Raw genomic sequence first — 20,665 nt, 5'->3', positions numbered from 1 at the left:
CCTCAAGTCACCCGCTCACGCAGCCACGCCGACGCCAGATCGATCACCGTCACGACCACCACCACCATCAGCATCACCGCAGCGGTCTGCGCATAGTTGAACGAGCGGATAGCCTCGTACAGCACCACGCCGATTCCGCCCGCGCCGACCATGCCGACCACCATCGCCGAGCGCACGTTCGATTCGAAGCGATACAACGCGTAAGAGATCCACAACGGCAGCACTTGCGGCAGCACGGCATAAACGATTTCGTCGACACTGGTCGCGCCGGTTGCGCGCACGCCTTCGGCCGGACGCGGATCGATGGCCTCGACCGCCTCCGCGAAGAGCTTGGCGAGCACGCCCGTGGTATGCACCCACAGCGCCAGCACGCCGGCGAAAGGACCGAGGCCGACCGCGACGATGAACAGCATCGCGAACACCATTTCATTGATCGCGCGGCAGGCGTCCATCACGCGGCGCATGGGCTGCACGATCCACGCCGGCGCGATGTTGTGCGCCGACATCAAGCCGCACGGCACCGCGCAGACGAGCGAGAGCGCGGTGCCCCACACCGCCACCGAAAGCGTCACGTACATCTCGTGCAGATAGTTGCGCCATTCGCTGAAATCCGGCGGGAAGAAGTCCTTGGCGAACTGGCCCATGTTGCCGGAGTCGCTCAGCAAATCCAGCGGACGCATGTCGGCGCCGTGCCATGCGCCGCCCAGCACCGCAAGCACCGCGATCCAGCCGACCAGCGACAGCCAGCCGCGCTTGCCCGCGGCGGGCGGGCCATGACGCGCCGCCCGCGCGGCGAGCGCTTCGTTCGCGCGAGCCGGCGACGTGATCAGATCGGCCGTGTTCATTGCTTCGATTGCACGTTGCCGAGCGCGGCGAGCTTCGCGTCGAGCGCGGCCAACTGGGTCTTGCGGTCGTCGTCGGAGAGATGCGTGTCGCTCTCGATCTTCTGCTTCTGCTGGAACAGCGCAACCTGGCGGATCGGCAGCAACTGCGCATCCGACGACGCCGCGAAGCCGCCATAGCCGGTAATCGCGGCCATCACCGCTTTTTCGCGCGGATCGGTCTTCGCATAGTTCAGGAAGAAGTTGCGCAGCTTGTCCTTGGTCGCTTGCGGCAGATCCTTGCGCCACACGAGCGGATCGGACGGAATCAGCGGCGAGGTCCACAGCACGCGGACTTGCGCGAACTTGTCCGGGTGCTGCTTTTTCAGCGTGTCGAGCATCTCGGTGTTGTTGGTGGCGATGTCGATCTTGTTGTTCACCACGGCGAGCAGATTCGCCTCGTGGCTCGACGGCAGCACCGTCTTGAACGACGTCTTCACCGGCACATTGCGTTGGGCGAAGAGGTAATAGCCGGGAATCAGCGTGCCCGATGTGGAGTTGGGGTCGCCGAAACCGAGCGTGACGTCCCTGGTGTTTTTGAATACGTCGTCGAGCGTCTTGAAGCGGCTGTTCACGTTGGTGACCAGCACGGAGTAGTAACCGGCGTCGCCGTTGGCATACAGGACCTTCGCGAACACTTCGCCTTGCGAGCGATCCACCGCTTCGATCGCCGACGCATTGCCGAAATAGCCGACCTGTACCTTGTTAAAGCGCATGCCTTCGATAATGCCGGCGTAGTCCGTCGCGAAGAATGCCTTCACGTTCAGGCCGGTTTGCCGGTTCATGTCCTCGATCAGCGGTTCCCAGCGCTGTTTGAGCACCGAGGACGAATCCGTCGAGATGATGCCGAGGTTGATGTCCTCGGCTTGCGCGGTAGCGACGCAGGCAAGGGCCGCCGCGCCGAGCGTCAGCGTGATCAATGAACGCAGGAGTTTCATCGGTTGAGGTCCGGTTGAATGAACACAGTGGATTGATTGGCGCACTCAGTTCGAGTGTGCCGGGTCGAGGGCGAACGCGTAGCGCGTCGCGGTGGATGGGGGTCCTGGAGCCGCGCGCTGCTATCCATGCCGGCGGCGTTGCTTGCGGTGCCGGTCGCGCCAGGGTCCGCGTCATCGAGCAGTTCGTGGACGTCGTCGCCATAGAGCTGCTTGAGCAGCGCGGGGCTGAGCGCCGCCGAGGGGCCGTCGTACACCACCTTGCCGCGCCGCAGCGCGACGGTGCGCGGGCAATACTGCATGGCGAAGTCGACCTGATGCAGCGACACCAGCACCGTGAGCCGATGTTCGGCGTTCAGCGTGCGCAGCATGTCCATTACGCGGCGCGACGATTCGGGGTCGAGCGAGGCGATCGGTTCGTCGGCGAGCACGATGCGCGCGCGCTGCACCAGCGCCCGCGCCAGGGCCGCGCGTTGCTGCTGTCCGCCGGAGAGGTTCGCGGCGCGCTCGCGCGCGTGTTCGCCGATGCCGACTTCGTTGAGCGCGGCCATCGACAGGGCCCGCTCCGGGCCCGGAAAACGCCCGGTGAGACGGCGCCACCACGGCAGCCGCGACAGCGCACCGATCAGCACGTTGGTCTCGACGGAAAGCCGGTTCACCAGATTGAATTGCTGAAACACGAAGCCGATGTCGCGGCGAATGCTGCGCACTTCCCGCACGATCCGGCCGTTCTGCTGAATCGGCCGGCCGAGAATCGCGATTTGCGAGGGCTGCGCATCCGAGGCCGTGAAGCCCGCGATATGCCGCAACAGCGTGGACTTGCCCGAGCCCGACGCGCCGATCAACGCAACCATCTCGCCGGGCTCGACGCGCAGATCGATTTCGTCCAGGGCCTTGCGGCCGTTGCTGAACGTCTTGCTCAACCGTTCGATACGGATTGCGTCCGGCGTGGCTTCCATGAGTACCTCTTTTCCGGCCGCTACGGGCCTGTGTGGACTCATTCTAGAAAGCGTCTGTGACGGTTGAGTGAAGGCATCGTAACGTCTAGACGACTACATCTCCGTGAATGTTTTCCGCCGTCGAAAAAGGCCGCACCCAAGGCGCACCCAGAGCATTCCTTCGAGCGGAAAATGACATACGGATGACACGCTTTGCAACTAGCCCTCACGCAACCGGCATGATCGCGCGGCGCCAGGCTATATTGCGTCTGCGGCTCGCCGCCCCCCATAACCTCGCAGTTCCATTCGACGTCGTCATGCAGCCTTTGAGCTTTCTTCCCGACAGTTTCGCGGAGTATGAAGATCTCAAGACGATTCTCGAGCAGGGCAGCGCCAGCTTCGAGATCCGTTCTGTCTGCGAGACGACGGTGCGTGGCCGGCAATTCACCGTGCACACGGCGAGTATCGGCTCGACCGATCCGCTCGCGCCCGCGATCGGATTCTTCGGCGGCATTCACGGACTCGAACGCATCGGCTCGCAACTCGTACTCGACTACATGCGCGCGCTGCTCGCGCGCCTCGAATGGGATGAGTTGCTGGTGCGGCAATTGCAGTCGATTCGTCTGGTCTTCATGCCGATCGTCAATCCCGGCGGCATGTGGGCGGCGACGCGCGCCAATCCGAACGGCGTCGACCTGATGCGCAACGCGCCGCAGAACGCCGACGAACGCGTGCCGCTGCTCGCGGGCGGTCAGCGCGTGGGCGCCTGGCTGCCGTGGTATCGCGGCCGCCACGGCGAGCCGATGGAGCCGGAAGCCGCGGCGCTCCTGCAAGTGGTGGAAAGCGAACTGGCGGCGCGGCCCTTGAGTATCGCGCTCGATTGCCACTCCGGTTATGGCTGGACCGACAGCATCTGGTTTCCCTACGCGCGCACTCGCAAACTGATGCCGCATCTGCCGGAAATGTACGTGCTGAAAACGATGTTCGAGCGCTCGCATCCGCATCATGGCTACACGTTCGAACCGCAGAGCCATCAGTATCTGCTGCACGGCGATCTATGGGACTTCGCGTATGACCGCACGCCGGCCCCCAACGTATTCCTGCCGATGACACTCGAACTCGGCTCGTGGCTGTGGATCAAGAAGAATCCGCGCCAGCTCTTTTCGCGTCAGGGCATGTTCAATCCGGTGAAGGCGCATCGCACCGCGCGCGTGCTGCGGCGTCACGCGAACCTGCTCGACTTTCTCGCGCGCGCGGCTTTCTCGTCGCAACGCTGGCTGCCGCAGGGCAACCGTCGCGAGGCATTGCTGCAAAGCGCGATCGACCACTGGTACAAATCGGACGCCCCATGAGCACGTGGATCCTGCTGCGCGGACTCACGCGCGAAACGCGCCACTGGGGCCGCCTGCCCGACGCGCTGCGCGAAGCCATTGGCGGCGAGCGCCTGTTGCTGCTCGATCTGCCGGGCAACGGCGAGTTCGCGCAGGCGCGCGCGCCGGCCACGGTCGCGGAGATGGTCAGCTTCGTGCGGATTGCCGCTTTGCAAAGCGGGGCGAGCGTCCCATACCGCGTGCTGGCGATGTCGCTCGGCGGCATGGTGGCGACGGAGTGGGCGCAACGTCATCCCGCCGAGATCGAACGGCTCGTGCTGATCAACACCAGCATGCGGCCGTTCAGCCGCATGCATGAGCGGCTGCGTCCCTCGGCATGGCCGGGGCTCGCGGGCGTTGCGGCGCATTGGCGCGACGCGCCGTGCGCGGAGCGTGGCATTCATCGGTTGACGTGCAATAACGTCGGCACGCTGAACGCCGATCTCGACGCATGGAGCGAGATTCGCCGCAGCGCGCCGGTGAGCCGCGGCAATGCGTTGCGGCAACTCTGGGCCGCCGCGCGTTTTCGCGCGGCGGCCGTCAGGCCGGACTGCCCGCTGCTGGTTCTATCATCGCGTGGCGACAAGCTCGTGAACCCGGCATGTTCGTCGAAGCTCGCGGCCGCGTGGGGCGCGACGCATCGCGAGCATCCGTGGGCCGGTCACGATCTGCCGCACGACGACCCCGCGTGGATCGGCGCTCAGGTCCATGCGTGGCTCGCGCAACAGCCCGCCGTTTCGAAGGCTGTGCTTTAACCGGGGCAGCGGGTATAACCTAAGTGGGGTCGCGCATCGCATCGCGGGGCGGCAGGCGCATAATCCCCATTCAGACGTTGAGACGTTGCATGCGAATCGGGCGAATACGCGCCATTGCCGCCAGCCGGGGGAGTTCATCATGCAAGCAAAGAACGAAGAAGCCGTCACGCATTTGCTGAACGATGTCGTCGAGTTTGCGAGGGGGCGCTTGCCCGAGCCGACCTTCAACGTCGTCGATCCTTTCCTGCGGCACTACTACGACTTCGTCGACGCCGACGATCTGCAAAGCCGCTCGATTGCCGATCTGTACGGCGCGGCGCTCGCGCATTGGCAAACCGCGCAGCGCTTCGTGCCGGGCAGCGAACGGCTGCGCGTCTATAACCCGATCCTCGAACAGCACGGCTGGCACTCCGATCACACGGTGATCGAGATCGTCAACGACGACATGCCGTTTCTCGTCGATTCGGTATCGATGTCGGTGAACCGTCATGGGCTCGCGCTGCACTCGGTCGTGCATCCGGTGTTTCGCATCTGGCGTGGACCCGACGGCGGCATCGAACGCGTGAGCCAGGGCGCCGAGGACGCCGCCGATACGCGCTCGCAGCTCACGTCGTTCATCCACTTCGAAGTGGACCGTTGCGGCGATGCGGCAAAGCTCGACGCGTTGCGCGAGGAAATCGCCGGCGTGCTGCGCGACGTGCGCGCCGCGGTTGAAGACTGGCCGAAGATCGTCGAACTCGCGCGCGCCACCATCAAGGGCATGAAGGCCGGCGAGGGCGGGCCGGAAGGTCTGGAGGCGCGCGCGTTCCTCGAATGGATGGTGGCCGATCACTTCACCTTTCTCGGCCAGCGCGACTACGAACTGGTGCAGCACGACCTCGGCTACGGTTTGCGCGCGGTGCCGGGCTCCGGCCTCGGCATCCTGCGCGATGCGCTGCGAACTGCTGGCGCGGCCGAAGTCACGTCCTTGCCGCCGGCCGCCGCCGAGATCATCTCCAGTTCGTCGCCGATCTTTCTGACCAAGGCCAATTCGCGCGCGACGGTGCACCGGCCCGGCTATCTCGACTATGTCGGCATCAAGCTGACCGGCGCGGACGGCAAGGTGGCGGGCGAGCGGCGTTTCATCGGCCTCTATACGTCCACCGCGTATTTCGTGTCGGCCTCGGAGATTCCGATCGTGCGGCGCAAATGCGCGAATATCGTGCGAAGGGCGGGATTCCTGCCGAAAGGTCATCTCGCCAAATCGCTGGTGACGGTGCTCGAAACCTATCCGCGTGACGAGCTTTTTCAGGCCGACGAGAATCAGCTCTACGACACCGCGCTCGGCGTGCTGCGTTTGCAGGAACATCAGCGCACGCGCCTGTTCGTGCGGCGCGACCGCTTCGACCGTTTCGTGTCGTGCCTCGTGTTCGTGCCGCGTGACAAGTACAACACCGACCTGCGCCAGCGCATTGCGAATCTGCTGGCCGACGCCTTCAACGGCGCCAGTGTCGAATTCACGCCGCTGCTTTCGGAGTCGACGCTCGCGCGCATTCACTTTGTGGTGCATGCCAAGCCGGGCGGCATGCCCAATGTGGACACGCGCGAACTCGAAGCACGGCTCGTGCAGGTCGCGCGCCGCTGGCAGGACGATCTCGCCGACGCGTTGCTCGATGCGTTCGGCGAAGAGCAGGGCAACCGTCTGCTGCAACGTTACGCGGATTCGTTTCCGCCCGGCTATCGCGACGATTACCCCGCCCGCACCGCGGTGCGCGACATCGAGTTGATCGAGCGCGTGCAGGGCAGCGAGCGCCTCGCGATGAACCTGTACCGTCCGATCGAAGCGGGACCGCGCGCGTTCCGCTTCAAGGTGTATCGCGCGGGGCAGCCGATCGCGTTGTCGCGCAGCTTGCCGATGCTCGAACATCTGGGCGTGCGTGTCGATGAAGAACGGCCTTATCTGATCGAGGCGTTGGGCGCCACGCCCGCGTGGATTCACGACTTCGGCCTCGAACTCGCGGACGACGCGGAATTCGACATCGAGCGCGTGAAGGATCTCTTCGAGGAAGCGTTCGAACAGGTGTGGACCGGCGCGATAGAAAGCGACGATTTCAACCGCCTCGTCTTGCGCGCGCAACTGAATGCGCGCGAGGTGACGATACTGCGCGCTTACGCCAAGTACTTGCGCCAAGTAGGTTCCACATTCAGCGACGCTTATATCGAACGCGCGGTGACCGGCAACCCGGCGATCGCGCGCATGCTGGTGGAACTGTTCGTCGCGCGCTTCGATCCGGTATTGGGCGATACGCGCGAGGCGCGCATCGACGGCTGGCTGAAGAAGATAGATAGCGCGCTCGACCAGGTGCCGAATCTCGACGAGGACCGGATACTCCGGCAATTCCTCGGCGTCATCAAGGCCACGCAGCGCACGAACTACTATCGTTTCGACGCCGACGGACATCCGAAACCGTACCTCTCGTTCAAGTTCGATCCGGCGCAAGTGCCCGGCTTGCCCGAGCCGAAACCGATGTTCGAGATCTGGGTTTATTCACCGCGCGTGGAAGGCGTGCATTTGCGCGGCGGGCGTGTGGCGCGCGGCGGCTTGCGCTGGTCGGACCGGCGCGAGGACTTCCGCACGGAAGTGCTCGGGCTGATGAAGGCGCAGATGGTGAAGAACGTGGTGATCGTGCCGGTCGGCTCCAAGGGCGGCTTCGTCGTGAAGAATCCGCCGCCGCAAAGCGAGCGCGACGCGTGGATGCGTGAAGGCGTGGCGTGCTATCAGACCTTTTTGCGCGGCCTGCTCGATCTGACGGACAACCTCTCGGGCACGGCGCTGGCGCCGCCGCCCGAGGTGGTGCGGCACGATCCCGACGACCCGTATCTGGTGGTGGCCGCCGACAAAGGCACCGCCACCTTCTCCGACTACGCCAACGCGATCTCACAGGAATACGGTTTCTGGCTCGACGACGCGTTCGCGTCGGGCGGCTCGGTCGGCTACGACCACAAGAAAATGGCGATCACCGCGCGCGGCGCGTGGGAGTCGGTCAAGCGGCACTTCCGCGAAATGGGCGTCGATACGCAGACAACGGATTTCACCGTGGTCGGCGTCGGCGACATGTCGGGCGACGTGTTCGGCAACGGCATGCTGCTGTCGCCGCATATCAAGCTCGTCGCCGCGTTCGATCACCGGCATATCTTTCTCGACCCGAATCCCGATCCGGCGGTCAGTCTTGCCGAGCGCGGGCGGCTCTTCGTTCTCGACCGGTCGAGCTGGGCCGATTACGATCCCTCGCTGATCTCTGCGGGCGGCGGCGTGTTTCCGCGCACGGCCAAGACGATTCCGCTCTCGCCGGCGGTGCAGGCGGCGCTCGGCATCAGCGCGGCGGCGCTCGCGCCCGCTGAACTGATGCGCGCGATTCTGCAGGCGCCGGTCGATCTGCTCTATAACGGCGGCATCGGCACCTATGTGAAGGCGAGCCGCGAGACGCATCTGCAAGTCGGCGACCGCGCCAACGACGCGATCCGCGTGAACGGCGCGGATCTGCGCTGCAAGGTGGTGGCCGAGGGCGGCAATCTCGGTCTCACGCAACTCGGGCGCATCGAATTCGCGCAGCGCGGCGGCCGCATCAATACCGATGCGATCGACAATTCCGCGGGCGTCGACTGCTCGGACCACGAGGTCAACATCAAGATTCTGCTGGGCCTCGTCGTCGCGGATGGGGAAATGACCGAGAAGCAGCGCAATGCGCTGCTCGCGGAAATGACCGACGAAGTGGGCCTGCTCGTGTTGCAGGACAACTATTACCAGACGCAGGCGCTGTCGATCGCGGGCCGCTACAGCGTCGAACTGTTCGATGCCGAGGCGCGCCTGATGCGCTACCTCGAACGCGCGGGCCGGCTGAATCGCGCGATCGAGTTTCTGCCCTCCGATGAGGAAGTCGTCGAACGGCTCACCGCGAGACAAGGTCTCACCACGCCCGAACGCGCGGTGCTGCTCGCCTATAGCAAGATGTGGCTGTACGACGCGCTGCTCGAATCGTCGATGCCGGAAGACCCGCTCGTCGCCGACATGCTGGTCGACTATTTTCCGAAACCGTTGCGGCAACGCTTCAGCGAGCCGATGCAGCGCCACCCGTTGCGCCGCGAAATTCTCGCGACGCATCTGACCAACGCGTTGGTGAACCGTGTGGGTTGCGAGTTCGTGCATCGCCTGATGGAAGAAACCGATGCGCAGCCGGGCGCCATCGTGCGCGCCTGCATCATGGCGCGCGACGTGTTCGATCTCGACGACGTATGGCGCAGCATCGACGCGCTCGATAACCGCGTCGCCGACGACGTGCAGGCGCGCATGTTCGTCGAGGTCGCGCGGCTCGTGGAGCATTCGGCGTTGTGGTTCCTGCGGCATTTGCAAGCGGGCGCGATCAGCGAGGGCGATGTGGCCGATTTGCTCGCGCGCTGCCGCGACGCCGCGCAACGCCTCGCGCCGCAATGGCCCGCGCTGTTGCCGGGCGCCGATCTCGAAGCGCTGTCCGAGCGCCAGCGCGTGCTGGTGGATGCGGGCGTCGATAGCGAGTTGGCGGTGCGGATCGCAAGCGGCGAGATTTCGGCGGCTCTGCTCGACATCGCCGAAGTGGCGTCGACCTGCGCGCGCAGCCTCGAACTGGTGGCGGGCGTCTACTTCGCGCTCGGCACGCTGCTCAACTACGGCTGGATCAGCGAGCGCGCGGCTTCACTGCCGGCGCCGTCGCACTGGGACATGCTGGCGCGCGCCACGGCGCTGGCCGAACTGGGGCGCCTCAAACGCGCGCTGACCACGAGCGCATTGGCCCATGCCGACGAAGCGTCGACGCCCGATACGTTGGTTCAGGCATGGCGTGAGAAGCGCGCCGCGCAACTGGAGCGCTATGCGCGGCTGCTTGCCGATCTGCGGGCCACGGGCGGCGCGAGCCTGTCGATGCTGCTGGTGATCGTGCGTGAGATGGCGGCGTTGGAGCGGGCCTAGGACGGCGGAAGGTGCGCGAGCGCGCAGGCGGTGGGCAGGGTACACGAAGATGCAAGGCAACACCGGGGTTGGACGCATGCCGCCCGGCATGTCCATAATACGGGCTGTTGCCAACTGAAAGCGCTCTGCAAACCCACGGGATCCTCTCACCGACGATGAAAGAAGAATCGCCGAAAGCCATTATCTACGCGCTCGCCGCCAACTTTGGCATCGCCATTTGCAAGTTCGCCGCGGCCGCCTTCACCGGCTCAGGCTCGATGTTCGCGGAAGCCATTCACTCGAGCGCCGACTGCGGAAACCAACTGCTGCTGCTATTCGGTCTGCGTCAGGCGCGCAAGCCGGCGAGCCTGTTGCATCCGATGGGCGGCGGCCGCGCAATCTATTTCTATTCGCTGCTCGTCGCGCTGCTGCTGTTCTTCGTGGGCGGCGCGTTTTCGGTGTATGAGGGCGTACACCGTCTGATCGTGCACGAGCCCTTGCAGTATGCGTATGTGGCGCTCGTGGTGCTCGGCATTTCGGTGGTGCTCGAAGCGCTGTCGCTGTGGGGGGCGATCAAGGAAATCCGCAAGACCAATCCCGACAAAAGCCTGTGGCGCTGGTTTCGGGAGACGCGCGAATCCGAACTGCTGGTGGTGGCGGGCGAGGACATCGCCGCCCTGGCGGGTCTCGCGATAGCCTTCGTCGCCGTGCTGCTGACGATGATAACGGGCAACGCCGTCTACGACGCGTTGGGCTCGGTCGCCGTCGGCTTGCTGCTGATGGTGATCGCGTGGGCGGTCGCGCGCGAAGTGAAGTCGATGATCGTCGGCGAATCGGCGAGCCCCGAAGTGCGCCGCGCGATCGAGGCGCATCTGCGCGCGCGCCGCGAGATTCGCAGCATCATCAACATCATTACGATGCAATGGGGCCGTCAGGTGGTGGTGGCGGTGCAGGCGGAAATGATCGACTACCCGAGCGGCCGCGCGATGGTGGATGCGATCAACGTGATCGAAGCGGACTTGCAGGCCGCGTTTCCGCAAGTGCGCTGGGTGTTTTTCGAACCAGACGTGCCGCGCGGTTGAGACAGGGTTTGCGCCGCCGGGGCGGCGCTTTCCAACATACCGCTTATTTGAAGCCCGTCACCGCGTGCGGCACATACAGTTCTTCGAGCAGGCGAATTTCATCGTCGCTCAGATTCAGCGAGAGAGCGGCCACCGCGTCGTCCAGATGATGCAGCTTCGTCGCACCCACGATCGGCGCGGTAATCGGCTTCTTCTGCAAGACCCACGCTAGCGCGACTTGCGCCCGCGGCACGCCCCGCTCGGCGGCGATCCGGCTCACCCGCTCGACGATCTGGCGATCCGCGTCCTCGGTTTGCGCGTACAGCGTGCGGCCGAATTCGTCGGTCTCGGAGCGCGCGCTTTCGGTGTTCCAGTCGCGCGTCAAACGTCCGCGCGCGAGCGGGCTCCACGGAATCACGCCGATGCCCTCGCTTTCGCACAGCGGCAGCATCTCGCGTTCTTCCTCGCGGTACAGCAGGTTCACGTAGTTCTGCATCGTTACGAAGCGCGTCCAGCCGTTGCGTTCCGCCACGTGCAGCGCCTTGGCGAACTGCCACGCATACATCGACGATGCGCCGATATAGCGCGCCTTGCCCGCCTTCACGACATCGTGCAGCGCTTCCATCGTTTCTTCTATCGGCGTGTCGTAGTCCCAGCGGTGGATCTGATAGAGATCGACGTAATCGGTGCCGAGACGCCGCAGGCTGTTGTCGATCTCCGCCATGATGGCCTTGCGCGACAGACCGGCGCCGTTCGGGCCCGCATGCATGCGGCTATTGACCTTGGTGGCCAGCACGATCTCGTCGCGCTTGGCAAAGTCCTTCAGCGCGCGGCCGACGATTTCCTCGCTCGTGCCGTCCGAATAGACGTTCGCGGTATCGAAGAAGTTGATGCCTTTATCGAGCGCCTGCTTGATGAATGGACGGGACGCCTGTTCGTCGAGCGACCAGGGATGAGTGCCGCGCGAGGGCACGCCGTAGCTCATGCAACCGAGGCAAAGACGCGATACATCGAGGCCGGTGCGGCCGAGTTTCACATACTCCATCGTGGTGCTCCTGTTGAGAACTGCACAAAGGCGGTGCGTGCCCCAAGGGACTTTCCTTCGGACTTGCCGCGGATCGTCGATTATAGGGAAGCCGGGAGAAGCGCGTGCAGAGCCGCCGCGCCGGCTTTCAGCAGTAAGGTTCAGCCGCCGGGCGGGAAATGGTGCTTTGCATAATGGAAAGTAAGGAAAATAATTTCTTCGCACTTATACTTCTTTCGGCTTGAAAGCAGCACTCTCCCAAACTGCATCACAAGCAAAAGGAAGAATCACGATGCTGACTCGCACATTCGGCGCTGTCTGCGCCATTACGCTCGCGGCGTGCGCCGCGTTTTCGTCGGGCCCCGCCAGCGCCGACGAGGACGGTTTCTCGCAAGGCGAGGGCGGCTCGCATGGGCGGCCCGTCAAGGTGATGATCATTTCGATGTTCGGTCCCGAGGGTCAGGTGTGGCTCGACCGGCTCGGACCGTGGCGTGATATTCCGGTGGACGGATTGTCGCCCGATTACCCGGCGGTTCATTGCAACCGGCAGGACGTGTGCGTGATGACCACCGGCATGGGACATACCAATGCCGCAGCGTCGATCATGGCGTTGACGTTCTCGCCGCGCTTCGATTTGCGGCGCACGTATTTCATGGTGGCCGGCATCGCCGGTATCGACCCGCAACAGGGCACGGTCGGGTCCGCCGCCTGGGCGAAGTACCTGGTCGACTTCGGCATTCAATGGGAGATCGACGGGCGTGAAATTCCGTCGGGCTGGAATACGGGCTACCTCGGCATCAATACGAAGAGCCCATCGGAAAAGCCGCCGCTCGACTATCGGACGGAAGTATTCCAGTTGAACACGCAACTCGCCGATACGGCGTTTGCCTTGTCGCGTAACGTTGCGCTCGCCGATAACGCGCAGGCTCAGGCGGCGCGCGCGAAGTACTCGTATGCGCCGGCTAACCGTCCGCCTACCGTCATTCAATGCGACACGCTGGCGGGCGATACGTGGTGGTCGGGTACGCTGCTTGGTCAGCGGGCCCGCGACTGGACCAAGACCTTGACGGATGGCAAAGGCGTCTATTGCACCACGCAGCAGGAAGATAACGCGACCTACGAGGCGCTCAAGCGCGCGGCCGCGGTGCATAAGGTCGACTTGAATCGCGTTGCCGTGGTGCGCTCGGGTTCCGATTTCGACCGGCCCTACGATGGACAAACCAGCGCGGACAATCTGATCAACTACGCCGCGCAAGGCGGCTTTACGATCGCCCTCGAAAACCTGTACCGCTCGGGGAATCCGCTCGTGCAGGATATTGCTACTCACTGGGGCGAGTGGCGCGACGGCGTGCCGAAACGCTAACTCTCTCTCTACGTGGCGTGCCCGCGGAACGAAGCCGCGGGCACGCCCATCACTCATTGCTAACGCGGCGTAACGCGGAATTGCCAACCGTACTTAACGTTGCGGTGCGCGAAACGGCGTCCAGACCGGAGCGTCGGTATTCCAATGATCGAGTTCGGATGGTGCCATGATGTTCTCCTTTTTGAAGACTGCATGAATGGCGCCGCAATGACTATTTGTTCGAACTGAATCATCGCGGCGTTTTCATTTTTACTGCGTGCTTCACTGCCCGCTTCACTGCCCGTTAGCAACGCGCGTGACCTCGCCATTCGTGCCTTCCTGCAATGCAATGCGCGCGGCCTGCGTTTGACCGATCAAGCCTTTGTTCGGATACGTGGTGCGATTCAGTGCCGGCAGTGAACCGTCGCGATAAGCGGCGACCAGTTCGGCCTTCACCTCGGCGCGTGTTTTAGTGCTCGTGCTCGGGGCCGGTTGTGTTTGATAGCTGCCGGCATGACCAATACCGCCACTGCTGCTTTGTGCAAACACCGGTGCGCTTGCGAGCAGCGAAAGAGCCAGACCTGCGAAGAGATTGCGTTTCATGATTCACTCCTGTCGATTCATTTGCAGCAACGCGGTGTGCTGCGACAGGGTGAAATGTAGGCTTCGGCGGAGTGCGGATAAATCGCACTTTCACGAAATGAATTGTCGCGATTCAAGAACAATCGCCGCGAGGATCAGTCCGCAAAGGCGGCGCGAGCGCCCTGGCATTGGGCTCGCCGTGAGTACAAAAAGAAAACCGCGGCATTGGAGCCGCGGTTGAAATTCACTATTCCAGAATCCGTACTTCAGATCAAACGAATCAGGCGACCCACTCGGATATCACGGGCGTGTCGAGTGTCGGGGCGGATTCACGTTCCTCCAGAGTACGCTTCGTGCAGGTGGCGTCGAGACTGCCGCGTCCGCTCAGCAATGGGCAACGGTCGAACAGTTCGGCAATCCAGTCTACGAAAACACGGACTTTAGGCGACAGATGCCGACTGTGCGGATAGACTGCGGAAATCGGCATCGGCAAGGGCTTCAACTCTGGCAGTACTTCCACCAGTTGGCCCGAACGCAGATGCGGCAGCACCATGAAGAGCGCCGGCTGAATCAGGCCGAAGCCTTCAAGCCCGCAGGTCACGTAGGCATCGGCGTCGTTCACCGAGACGATGCTCTTCATCTTCACTTCGATTTCCTTGCCGTCCACCATGAAAGCCCAATCGAGCGTGCGTCCCGTGCGGCTCGAAAAGTAGTTCACTGCTTTGTGATTTTGCAAGTCGTCGAGCGAGGTCGGCATGCCCGCGCGCTCGATATAGTCGGGGGACGCGCAACTCACGCCCTCGAACAAACCGATACGGCGCGCCACCAGCGAGGAATCCTGGAGCGCGCCCACCCGCACCACGCAATCCACGCCTTCCTGCAACAGATCGACGGGGCGATCCGTCAATCCGAGTTGCAGGTCGATGTCCGGGTAGCGCGTGTGGAACTCACATAGTGAAGGAATCACCAGCAAGCGGCCGATCGATCCCGGCATGTCGATGCGCAGCTTGCCGTGCGGCTTCTTATTGCCGCTTTGAAAACTGGCCTCGGTTTCCTCGACGTCCGCGAGAATGCGCACGCAGCGCTCGTAGTACGCCGCGCCGTCCGGCGTGAGCGACAAACGCCGCGTGGTTCGGTGCATGAGCCGCGTGCCGAGGAACGCTTCGAGATTCTGAATGATGGTGGTAACCGATGCACGCGGCAGGTCGAGCGTTTCCGCTGCACGGGTAAAGCTGTTGGTGTCGACGACGCGCGTGAACACTTGCATGGCCTGAAGCCGGTCCATTGCAAACCTCCGGAAAGGGCGGGCGCACTGAGCGGAAATCGAATCCGCGGAGCAATCGCATTCGATTGTTCAGAGTCGCCGAATTGTGTTGCCGGATTATAGGCATTTATTTACGAGTCTGCCGAACCCACAATTCGCACCATTGCAGTTTTGTGCGCATTGCGCGGCTCGACATGGATTTATTGAAACCGCCGTACTCCCTCGCGCCCGCCGGCAACGGCCCGGCAGAGGCCAGCAGCACGGCACTCGGCGTGACCGACGTGCAGATAGAAGGGCACGCGCAGGACATTACCCTGCGTTTGTACCGGCAAGGCCAGAAGACCGCACTGCCGGTATTGCTTTATTTTCACGGCGGCGGCTTTACCAAGGGCTCGATCGATCAGGCCGATTTCGCCGCGCGTTATTTCGCGGAACACTTACCGGCATTGGTCGTGTCGGTGGGTTATTCGCTCGCGCCGCGGTTTCCGTTTCCGGCGGCGCCTGAAGACGCGCACCGCGCGGCGCTGTGGGTGCAGACCCGGGCGCGCGCGTTCGGCGGCAACAGCAAGAAGGTCGGCGTGGCCGGGCATGACGCGGGCGGGCAGTTGGCCAATTGCCTCGCGTTCATCGCGCGCGATCGCGGGGATGTGCAGATTGCCGCTCAGGCGTTGTTCGGGCCGATGCTCGACCCGAGCCTCACGCGCCTCGGCGACGAAAAGCGCCTCGGCTCGGACATCACCGCGAAAGAGTGCGCCGCCTGTTATCGCGCGTACTTGCCGCAAGCGTCGCAGCGCATGCATCCGTATGCGGCGCCGCTGGAGTCGTCGCGGCTCGCGGGCCTGCCGGCCACGCTGATCGCGACGGCGCAAAACGACGTGCTGCATGTGGAGGCGGAGAAATACGCGAGCAGTCTGATCGACGCGGGTGTGCTGACTCAGGTGGTCCGTTATCCGAGCGTCTCGCATGCCGCGTTGGCCGATCATCCGCCCGCCTTGCAGGAAGCGGTGCGATTTTTTCAGTGGCGCTTCGATGCGCGCGCCCATCGCTGAAACAGAAACAAGCAAAAACTTTAATCAACGATACCGGGAGCTTTTCATGACTATCCTTCCTCTTTCCCGCCGCCGCGTGGCGGTTGCCGCGCTTGTCGTGGTCGTGCTGGCCGGGCTGGGCACGTTCGGCGCGATTCGTGTCGACGCCAGTTCGCCGGCCGCGCCGACGATCGTGCCGGAAGTCGATGTCGCCACCGTGGTGCAAAAGACGATTACCGACTGGCAGACCTATTCGGGCCGCCTCGAAGCCGTCGAAAAGGTGGACGTGCGTTCGCAGGTGCCGGGCACGATCGTGTCCGTCAACTTCAAGGACGGCGCGCTCGTGAAGAAAGGCGACACGCTGTTCGTGATCGACCCGCGCCCCTACGCGGCGGAAGTCGATCGCGCGGCCGCGCAGCTTGCGGCCGCGCAGGCGCGCACCGGTTACACGCAAAGCGACTGGGAGCGCGCGCAGCGCCTGATCGCCGACAACGCGATCGCCAAGCGTGATTACGACGAGAAGCAGAACGCCGCACGCGAGGCGAGCGCCAACCTGAAGGCCGCGCAAGCCGCGCTCGAAACCGCCCGCATCAATCTCGGCTACACGAAGATCGTGGCGCCCGTGTCGGGCCGCGTGTCGCGTGCGGAAATCACGGTGGGCAACGTGGTGTCGGCGGGCGCGAGCTCCACGCCGCTCACCACGCTCGTGTCGGTGTCGCCGATCTACGCATCGTTCGACGCGGACGAACAAACCTACCTGCAATACCTGAGCCGCGCGAAAGACGGCGGCAAAGTGCCGGTGGAACTCGGGCTCGCGGACGAAAGCGGCTATTCGCGCAGCGGCACGATCGAGTCGGTGGACAACCGGCTCGACACGTCGTCGGGCACGATCCGGGTGCGCGCGCGTTTCGACAACCAGGACGGTGCGTTGATTCCGGGTCTCTATGCACGCGTGAAGGTCGGCGGCAGCGAGCCGCATCCGGCCCTGCTGATCGACGATGCCGCGGTGGGCACCGATCAGGACAAGAAGTTCGTGCTGGTGGTCGACCAGGGCAATCACGTCGTGTATCGCGAGATCGCGGTGGGCGGCATGCAGGGCAACCTGCGTGTCGTCAAGGGCGGACTGAAGGCCGGCGATCGCATCGTGGTGAACGGCGTTCAGCGGGTGCGTCCGGGCGATTCGGTGCGCGCGCATATGGTGCCGATGACGACCGATCAGGACCCGAACAGCGCGCCGCTCGCGCAGGCGCGCGCCAAGGCGGACAAGAATTCGTGAGCCTCGCGCGCCGCGGCTAGACACGCGCGGCGCGTGCTCCAACGTTAAGAGCTTCCCATGAACATATCCAAATTCTTCATCGATCGGCCGATCTTTGCCGGCGTGCTGTCGGTATTGATTCTGCTGGGCGGCATCATCGCGCTCTTCAAGCTGCCGATCTCGGAGTACCCGGAAGTGGTGCCGCCGTCGGTGGTGGTGCACGCGCAGTATCCGGGCGCGAATCCGAAAGTGATCGCGGAGGCCGTCGCCGCGCCGCTCGAAGAGCAGATCAACGGTGTCGAGAACATGCTGTACATGCAGTCGCAAGCGAATAGCGACGGCAATCTCACGCTCACGGTCACCTTCAAGCTCGGCACCAATCCCGACCTCGCGACGCAACTGGTGCAGAACCGCGTCAATCAGGCGCTGCCGCGTCTGCCGGAAGACGTGCAACGCCTCGGCATCACGACCATCAAGAGTTCGCCGACGCTGACGATGGTGGTCCACCTGATCTCGCCGAACAATCGCTACGACATGACGTATCTGCGCAACTACGCGCTGCTCAACGTCAAGGATCGGTTGGCGCGGATTCAGGGCGTGGGCCAGGTGCAGTTGTGGGGTTCGGGCGACTACGCGATGCGCGTGTGGCTCGATCCGCAGAAAGTCGCGCAGCGTGGTTTGACGGCGACCGAAGTGGTCAATGCGATCCGCGAGCAGAACGTTCAGGTGGCGGCCGGTGTGATCGGCGCATCGCCTTCGGTGCCGGGCACGCAGTTGCAGTTGTCGGTGAATGCGCGCGGTCGGCTAAAGACCGAGGGCGAATTCGGCGACATCATCGTCAAGACCGCGCCGGATGGCGGCGTGACGTACCTGCGCGACATCGCGCGGGTCGAGCTTGCGGCTTCCGAATACGGTCTGCGTTCGCTGCTCGACAACAAGCCGGCGGTGGCGCTCGCCATCAACCAGGCGCCGGGCGCGAACTCGCTCGCGATTTCCGATGAAGTGCGCTCCGCGATGAAGGAACTCGCGGAAGACATGCCGGCGGGCGTCGAATACAAGATCGTCTACGACCCGACGCAGTTCGTGCGTTCGAGCATCGAGGCGGTCGTGCATACGCTGCTCGAAGCCATCGCGCTGGTGGTGATCGTCGTGATCGTGTTCCTGCAGACATGGCGTGCGTCGATCATTCCGTTGATCGCGGTGCCGGTCTCGATCGTGGGCACGTTTTCACTGCTGCTCGCATTCGGCTTCTCGATCAACGCGTTGTCGTTGTTCGGCATGGTGCTCGCCATCGGGATCGTGGTGGACGATGCGATCGTGGTGGTGGAGAACGTCGAGCGGAACATCGAAAACGGGCTGAGTGCGCGCGACGCGACGTACAAGGCGATGCAGGAAGTGAGCGGGCCGATTATCGCCATTGCGCTGACGCTGGTCGCCGTGTTCGTGCCGCTCGCCTTCATGACCGGCTTGACGGGCCAGTTCTACAAGCAGTTCGCGATGACCATCGCGATCTCGACGGTGATCTCGGCATTCAATTCGCTCACGTTGTCGCCGGCGCTCTCCGCGATGTTGCTGCGTAGCCACGGCGCGAAGGAAGACGTCCTTACGCGTGTGATGAATCGCTTGCTGGGCGGCTTCTTCAAGCGCTTCAACAAGGTCTTTCATCGCGGCTCGACGGCCTATGGCCGCGGCGTGACCGGCGTGCTGCGCCGTAAGGGCGCCATGCTCGCGGTCTACGCGGTCCTGGTGGGCCTGACGGTGCTGGTCTCGCGTGTCGTGCCGGGCGGTTTCGTGCCGGCGCAGGACAAGGAGTACCTGATCGCCTTTGCGCAATTGCCGAACGGCGCATCGCTGGATCGCACGGAAAAAGTGATCCGCGACATGAGTGCTATCGCGCTGAAGCAACCCGGCGTGGAAAGCGCGGTGGCGTTCCCTGGTTTGTCGGTGAACGGCTTCACCAATAGTTCGAGCGCGGGCATCGTGTTCGTGACGCTCAAGCCCTTCAAGGAGCGTGGCGACAAGAAGCTCTCGGCCGGTGCGATTGCCGGTGCGTTGAATCAGCAATATGGCGCGATCAAGGACTCGTTCGTGGCGGTGTTCCCGCCGCCGCCGGTGCTCGGTCTCGGTACGCTCGGCGGCTTCAAGATGCAGTTGGAGGACCACGGCGCGCTCGGGTACGCGGAGTTGAACAAGGCCGCGGAGGCCTTCGTGAAGAAGGCGGCGCAAACACCTGAACTCGGCCCGACCTTCTCCAGCTATCAGATCAACGTGCCGCAATTGAACGTCGACCTGGATCGCGTGAAGGCCAAGCAACTCGGCGTGCCGGTCACGGACGTGTTCAACACGATGCAGATCTATCTGGGCTCGCTGTATGTGAACGACTTCAACCGCTTTGGCCGCGTGTATCAGGTGCGGGTGCAGGCGGACGCGCCGTTCCGTCAACGCGCCGACGACATCCTGCAACTGAAGACGCGTAACACGGCGGGCGACATGGTGCCGTTGTCGTCGTTGGTGGCGGTGACGCCGACGTATGGTCCGGAAATGGTGGTGCGTTACAACGGCTATACGGCGGCCGACATCAACGGCGGACCCGCGCCGGGCTTCTCGTCGGGCCAGGCGCAAGCGGCGGCCGAACGCGTCGCGGCGCAAGTCCTGCCGCATGGCGTGAAGCTCGAATGGACCGACCTGACGTATCAGCAGATTCTCGCCGGCAATGCGGGCTTGTGGGTGTTCCCGATCAGCGTGCTGCTCGTGTTCCTCGTGCTCGCCGCGCTGTATGAAAGCCTGACGCTGCCGCTCGCGGTGATCCTGATCGTGCCGATGAGCGTGCTGTCCGCGCTGACCGGCGTGTGGCTCACGCAGGGCGACAACAACATCTTCACGCAGATCGGTTTGATGGTGCTGGTGGGCTTGTCCGCGAAGAACGCGATTCTGATCGTCGAGTTCGCACGCGAACTGGAGCATGACGGACACACGCCGCTCTCGGCGGCGATCGAAGCGAGCCGCTTGCGTCTGCGCCCGATTCTGATGACGTCGATCGCGTTCATCATGGGTGTGGTGCCGTTGGTGCTGTCGAGCGGGGCGGGTTCGGAAATGCGTCACGCGATGGGTATCGCGGTGTTCTTCGGCATGCTCGGCGTGACGCTGTTCGGCTTGATGCTGACCCCGGTGTTCTATGTGGTGCTGCGCACGCTGGCCGGCGGAACGATTCACGTCGCGCAGAAGGATGCGCCGCACTATGGCGCGCCGGTGACGGACGCTTGAGGAGAA

General features: G+C 63.7%; 14 protein-coding genes. 8 read left to right on the top strand and 6 right to left on the bottom strand.

Going from position 1 to position 20,665, the window contains the following annotated elements; translation table 11 throughout:
* Positions 1–2: 2 nt before the first annotated feature.
* Genes phnE through phnC form a run of 3 tightly spaced genes read right to left on the bottom strand, consistent with a single transcriptional unit; the run spans position 3 to position 2,775 of the window.
* Positions 3–845 (bottom strand): phosphonate ABC transporter, permease protein PhnE, encoded by an 843-nt coding sequence (gene phnE / locus CUJ90_RS20575; RefSeq protein ID WP_073430167.1) that lies wholly within the window; start codon positions 843–845, stop codon positions 3–5.
* The gene (phnD, locus tag CUJ90_RS20570) at positions 842–1,819 is read right to left on the bottom strand and encodes a phosphonate ABC transporter substrate-binding protein (RefSeq protein WP_073430166.1); all 978 of its coding nucleotides are present in this window, start codon (positions 1,817–1,819) and stop codon (positions 842–844) included. Before phnD ends, phnE begins: the two co-directional genes overlap by 4 nt.
* Positions 1,816–2,775 carry a phosphonate ABC transporter ATP-binding protein gene (phnC, locus tag CUJ90_RS20565; RefSeq protein WP_244220104.1) on the bottom strand — a complete coding sequence of 320 codons (960 nt, stop codon included), beginning with the start codon at positions 2,773–2,775 and terminating at the stop codon, positions 1,816–1,818. The genes phnD and phnC overlap by 4 nt, the downstream gene beginning before the upstream one ends.
* A 296-nt stretch (positions 2,776–3,071) precedes the next feature.
* Between phnC and CUJ90_RS20560 the strand changes: the two genes are divergently transcribed.
* The 4 genes from CUJ90_RS20560 (at position 3,072) to CUJ90_RS20545 (ending at position 10,921) form a co-directional block, all read left to right on the top strand.
* Positions 3,072–4,106, top strand: a complete 1,035-nt coding sequence (locus CUJ90_RS20560; RefSeq protein WP_073430221.1) for a M14 family zinc carboxypeptidase — start codon at positions 3,072–3,074, stop codon at positions 4,104–4,106.
* A complete protein-coding gene (locus tag CUJ90_RS20555) occupies positions 4,103–4,879 on the top strand; it encodes an alpha/beta fold hydrolase (protein ID WP_073430164.1) in 777 nt (258 codons plus the stop codon). Before CUJ90_RS20560 ends, CUJ90_RS20555 begins: the two co-directional genes overlap by 4 nt.
* A 139-nt stretch (positions 4,880–5,018) precedes the next feature.
* Positions 5,019–9,860, top strand: coding sequence for an NAD-glutamate dehydrogenase (locus CUJ90_RS20550; protein ID WP_073430163.1), 4,842 nt, complete (start codon positions 5,019–5,021; stop codon positions 9,858–9,860).
* Positions 9,861–10,015: 155 nt separating this feature from the next.
* A complete protein-coding gene (locus CUJ90_RS20545) occupies positions 10,016–10,921 on the top strand; it encodes a cation diffusion facilitator family transporter (protein ID WP_073430162.1) in 906 nt (301 codons plus the stop codon).
* Between the two features lie 43 nt (positions 10,922–10,964).
* Here CUJ90_RS20545 and CUJ90_RS20540 read toward each other — a convergent pair whose 3' ends face one another.
* Positions 10,965–11,945, bottom strand: a complete 981-nt coding sequence (locus CUJ90_RS20540) for an aldo/keto reductase (RefSeq protein ID WP_073430161.1) — start codon at positions 11,943–11,945, stop codon at positions 10,965–10,967.
* A gap of 271 nt (positions 11,946–12,216) precedes the next feature.
* On the opposite strand from CUJ90_RS20540, the gene CUJ90_RS20535 reads away from it, so the two are divergent.
* Complete coding sequence (locus tag CUJ90_RS20535; protein WP_073430160.1) at positions 12,217–13,287, top strand: purine-nucleoside phosphorylase; 1,071 nt, start codon at positions 12,217–12,219, stop codon at positions 13,285–13,287.
* A gap of 273 nt (positions 13,288–13,560) precedes the next feature.
* Here the strand turns inward: CUJ90_RS20535 and CUJ90_RS20530 are convergent, their stop codons facing one another.
* Together CUJ90_RS20530 and CUJ90_RS20525 are read right to left on the bottom strand one after the other, a co-directional pair.
* The gene (locus CUJ90_RS20530) at positions 13,561–13,869 is read right to left on the bottom strand and encodes a DUF4148 domain-containing protein (protein ID WP_073430159.1); all 309 of its coding nucleotides are present in this window, start codon (positions 13,867–13,869) and stop codon (positions 13,561–13,563) included.
* A 259-nt stretch (positions 13,870–14,128) separates the two neighbouring features.
* On the bottom strand, positions 14,129–15,133 hold the full coding sequence (locus tag CUJ90_RS20525; protein WP_073430158.1) for a LysR family transcriptional regulator: 1,005 nt from the start codon (positions 15,131–15,133) through the stop codon (positions 14,129–14,131).
* Positions 15,134–15,306: 173 nt separating this feature from the next.
* On the opposite strand from CUJ90_RS20525, the gene CUJ90_RS20520 reads away from it, so the two are divergent.
* The 3 genes from CUJ90_RS20520 to CUJ90_RS20510 are packed head-to-tail and all read left to right on the top strand — an operon-like array spanning position 15,307 to position 20,659.
* Positions 15,307–16,161 (top strand): alpha/beta hydrolase, encoded by an 855-nt coding sequence (locus CUJ90_RS20520; RefSeq protein WP_073430220.1) that lies wholly within the window; start codon positions 15,307–15,309, stop codon positions 16,159–16,161.
* A 46-nt stretch (positions 16,162–16,207) separates the two neighbouring features.
* Complete coding sequence (locus tag CUJ90_RS20515) at positions 16,208–17,416, top strand: efflux RND transporter periplasmic adaptor subunit (protein ID WP_073430157.1); 1,209 nt, start codon at positions 16,208–16,210, stop codon at positions 17,414–17,416.
* A gap of 57 nt (positions 17,417–17,473) precedes the next feature.
* Positions 17,474–20,659 carry an efflux RND transporter permease subunit gene (locus tag CUJ90_RS20510; RefSeq protein WP_073430156.1) on the top strand — a complete coding sequence of 1,062 codons (3,186 nt, stop codon included), beginning with the start codon at positions 17,474–17,476 and terminating at the stop codon, positions 20,657–20,659.
* The last annotated feature ends 6 nt before the right edge of the window (positions 20,660–20,665 follow it).

The sequence above is a fragment of the Paraburkholderia terricola genome (assembly GCF_003330825.1).
GTDB lineage: Bacteria > Pseudomonadota > Gammaproteobacteria > Burkholderiales > Burkholderiaceae > Paraburkholderia > Paraburkholderia terricola.
Note: the sequence above shows the minus strand (reverse complement) of the source record. Positions and strands in the feature narration are given on the sequence as shown.

Coding starts and splice junctions, on each gene's coding strand:
- CUJ90_RS20545 (WP_073430162.1), top strand. CDS start 10,016: ATGAAAGAAGAATCGCCGAAAGCCATTATCTACGCGCTCGCCGCCAAC.
- phnD (WP_073430166.1), bottom strand. CDS start 1,819: ATGAAACTCCTGCGTTCATTGATCACGCTGACGCTCGGCGCGGCGGCC.
- CUJ90_RS20550 (WP_073430163.1), top strand. CDS start 5,019: ATGCAAGCAAAGAACGAAGAAGCCGTCACGCATTTGCTGAACGATGTC.
- CUJ90_RS20530 (WP_073430159.1), bottom strand. CDS start 13,869: ATGAAACGCAATCTCTTCGCAGGTCTGGCTCTTTCGCTGCTCGCAAGC.
- CUJ90_RS20560 (WP_073430221.1), top strand. CDS start 3,072: ATGCAGCCTTTGAGCTTTCTTCCCGACAGTTTCGCGGAGTATGAAGAT.
- CUJ90_RS20540 (WP_073430161.1), bottom strand. CDS start 11,945: ATGGAGTATGTGAAACTCGGCCGCACCGGCCTCGATGTATCGCGTCTT.
- CUJ90_RS20555 (WP_073430164.1), top strand. CDS start 4,103: ATGAGCACGTGGATCCTGCTGCGCGGACTCACGCGCGAAACGCGCCAC.
- CUJ90_RS20535 (WP_073430160.1), top strand. CDS start 12,217: ATGCTGACTCGCACATTCGGCGCTGTCTGCGCCATTACGCTCGCGGCG.
- CUJ90_RS20520 (WP_073430220.1), top strand. CDS start 15,307: ATGGATTTATTGAAACCGCCGTACTCCCTCGCGCCCGCCGGCAACGGC.
- CUJ90_RS20515 (WP_073430157.1), top strand. CDS start 16,208: ATGACTATCCTTCCTCTTTCCCGCCGCCGCGTGGCGGTTGCCGCGCTT.
- phnC (WP_244220104.1), bottom strand. CDS start 2,775: ATGGAAGCCACGCCGGACGCAATCCGTATCGAACGGTTGAGCAAGACG.
- phnE (WP_073430167.1), bottom strand. CDS start 845: ATGAACACGGCCGATCTGATCACGTCGCCGGCTCGCGCGAACGAAGCG.
- CUJ90_RS20510 (WP_073430156.1), top strand. CDS start 17,474: ATGAACATATCCAAATTCTTCATCGATCGGCCGATCTTTGCCGGCGTG.
- CUJ90_RS20525 (WP_073430158.1), bottom strand. CDS start 15,133: ATGGACCGGCTTCAGGCCATGCAAGTGTTCACGCGCGTCGTCGACACC.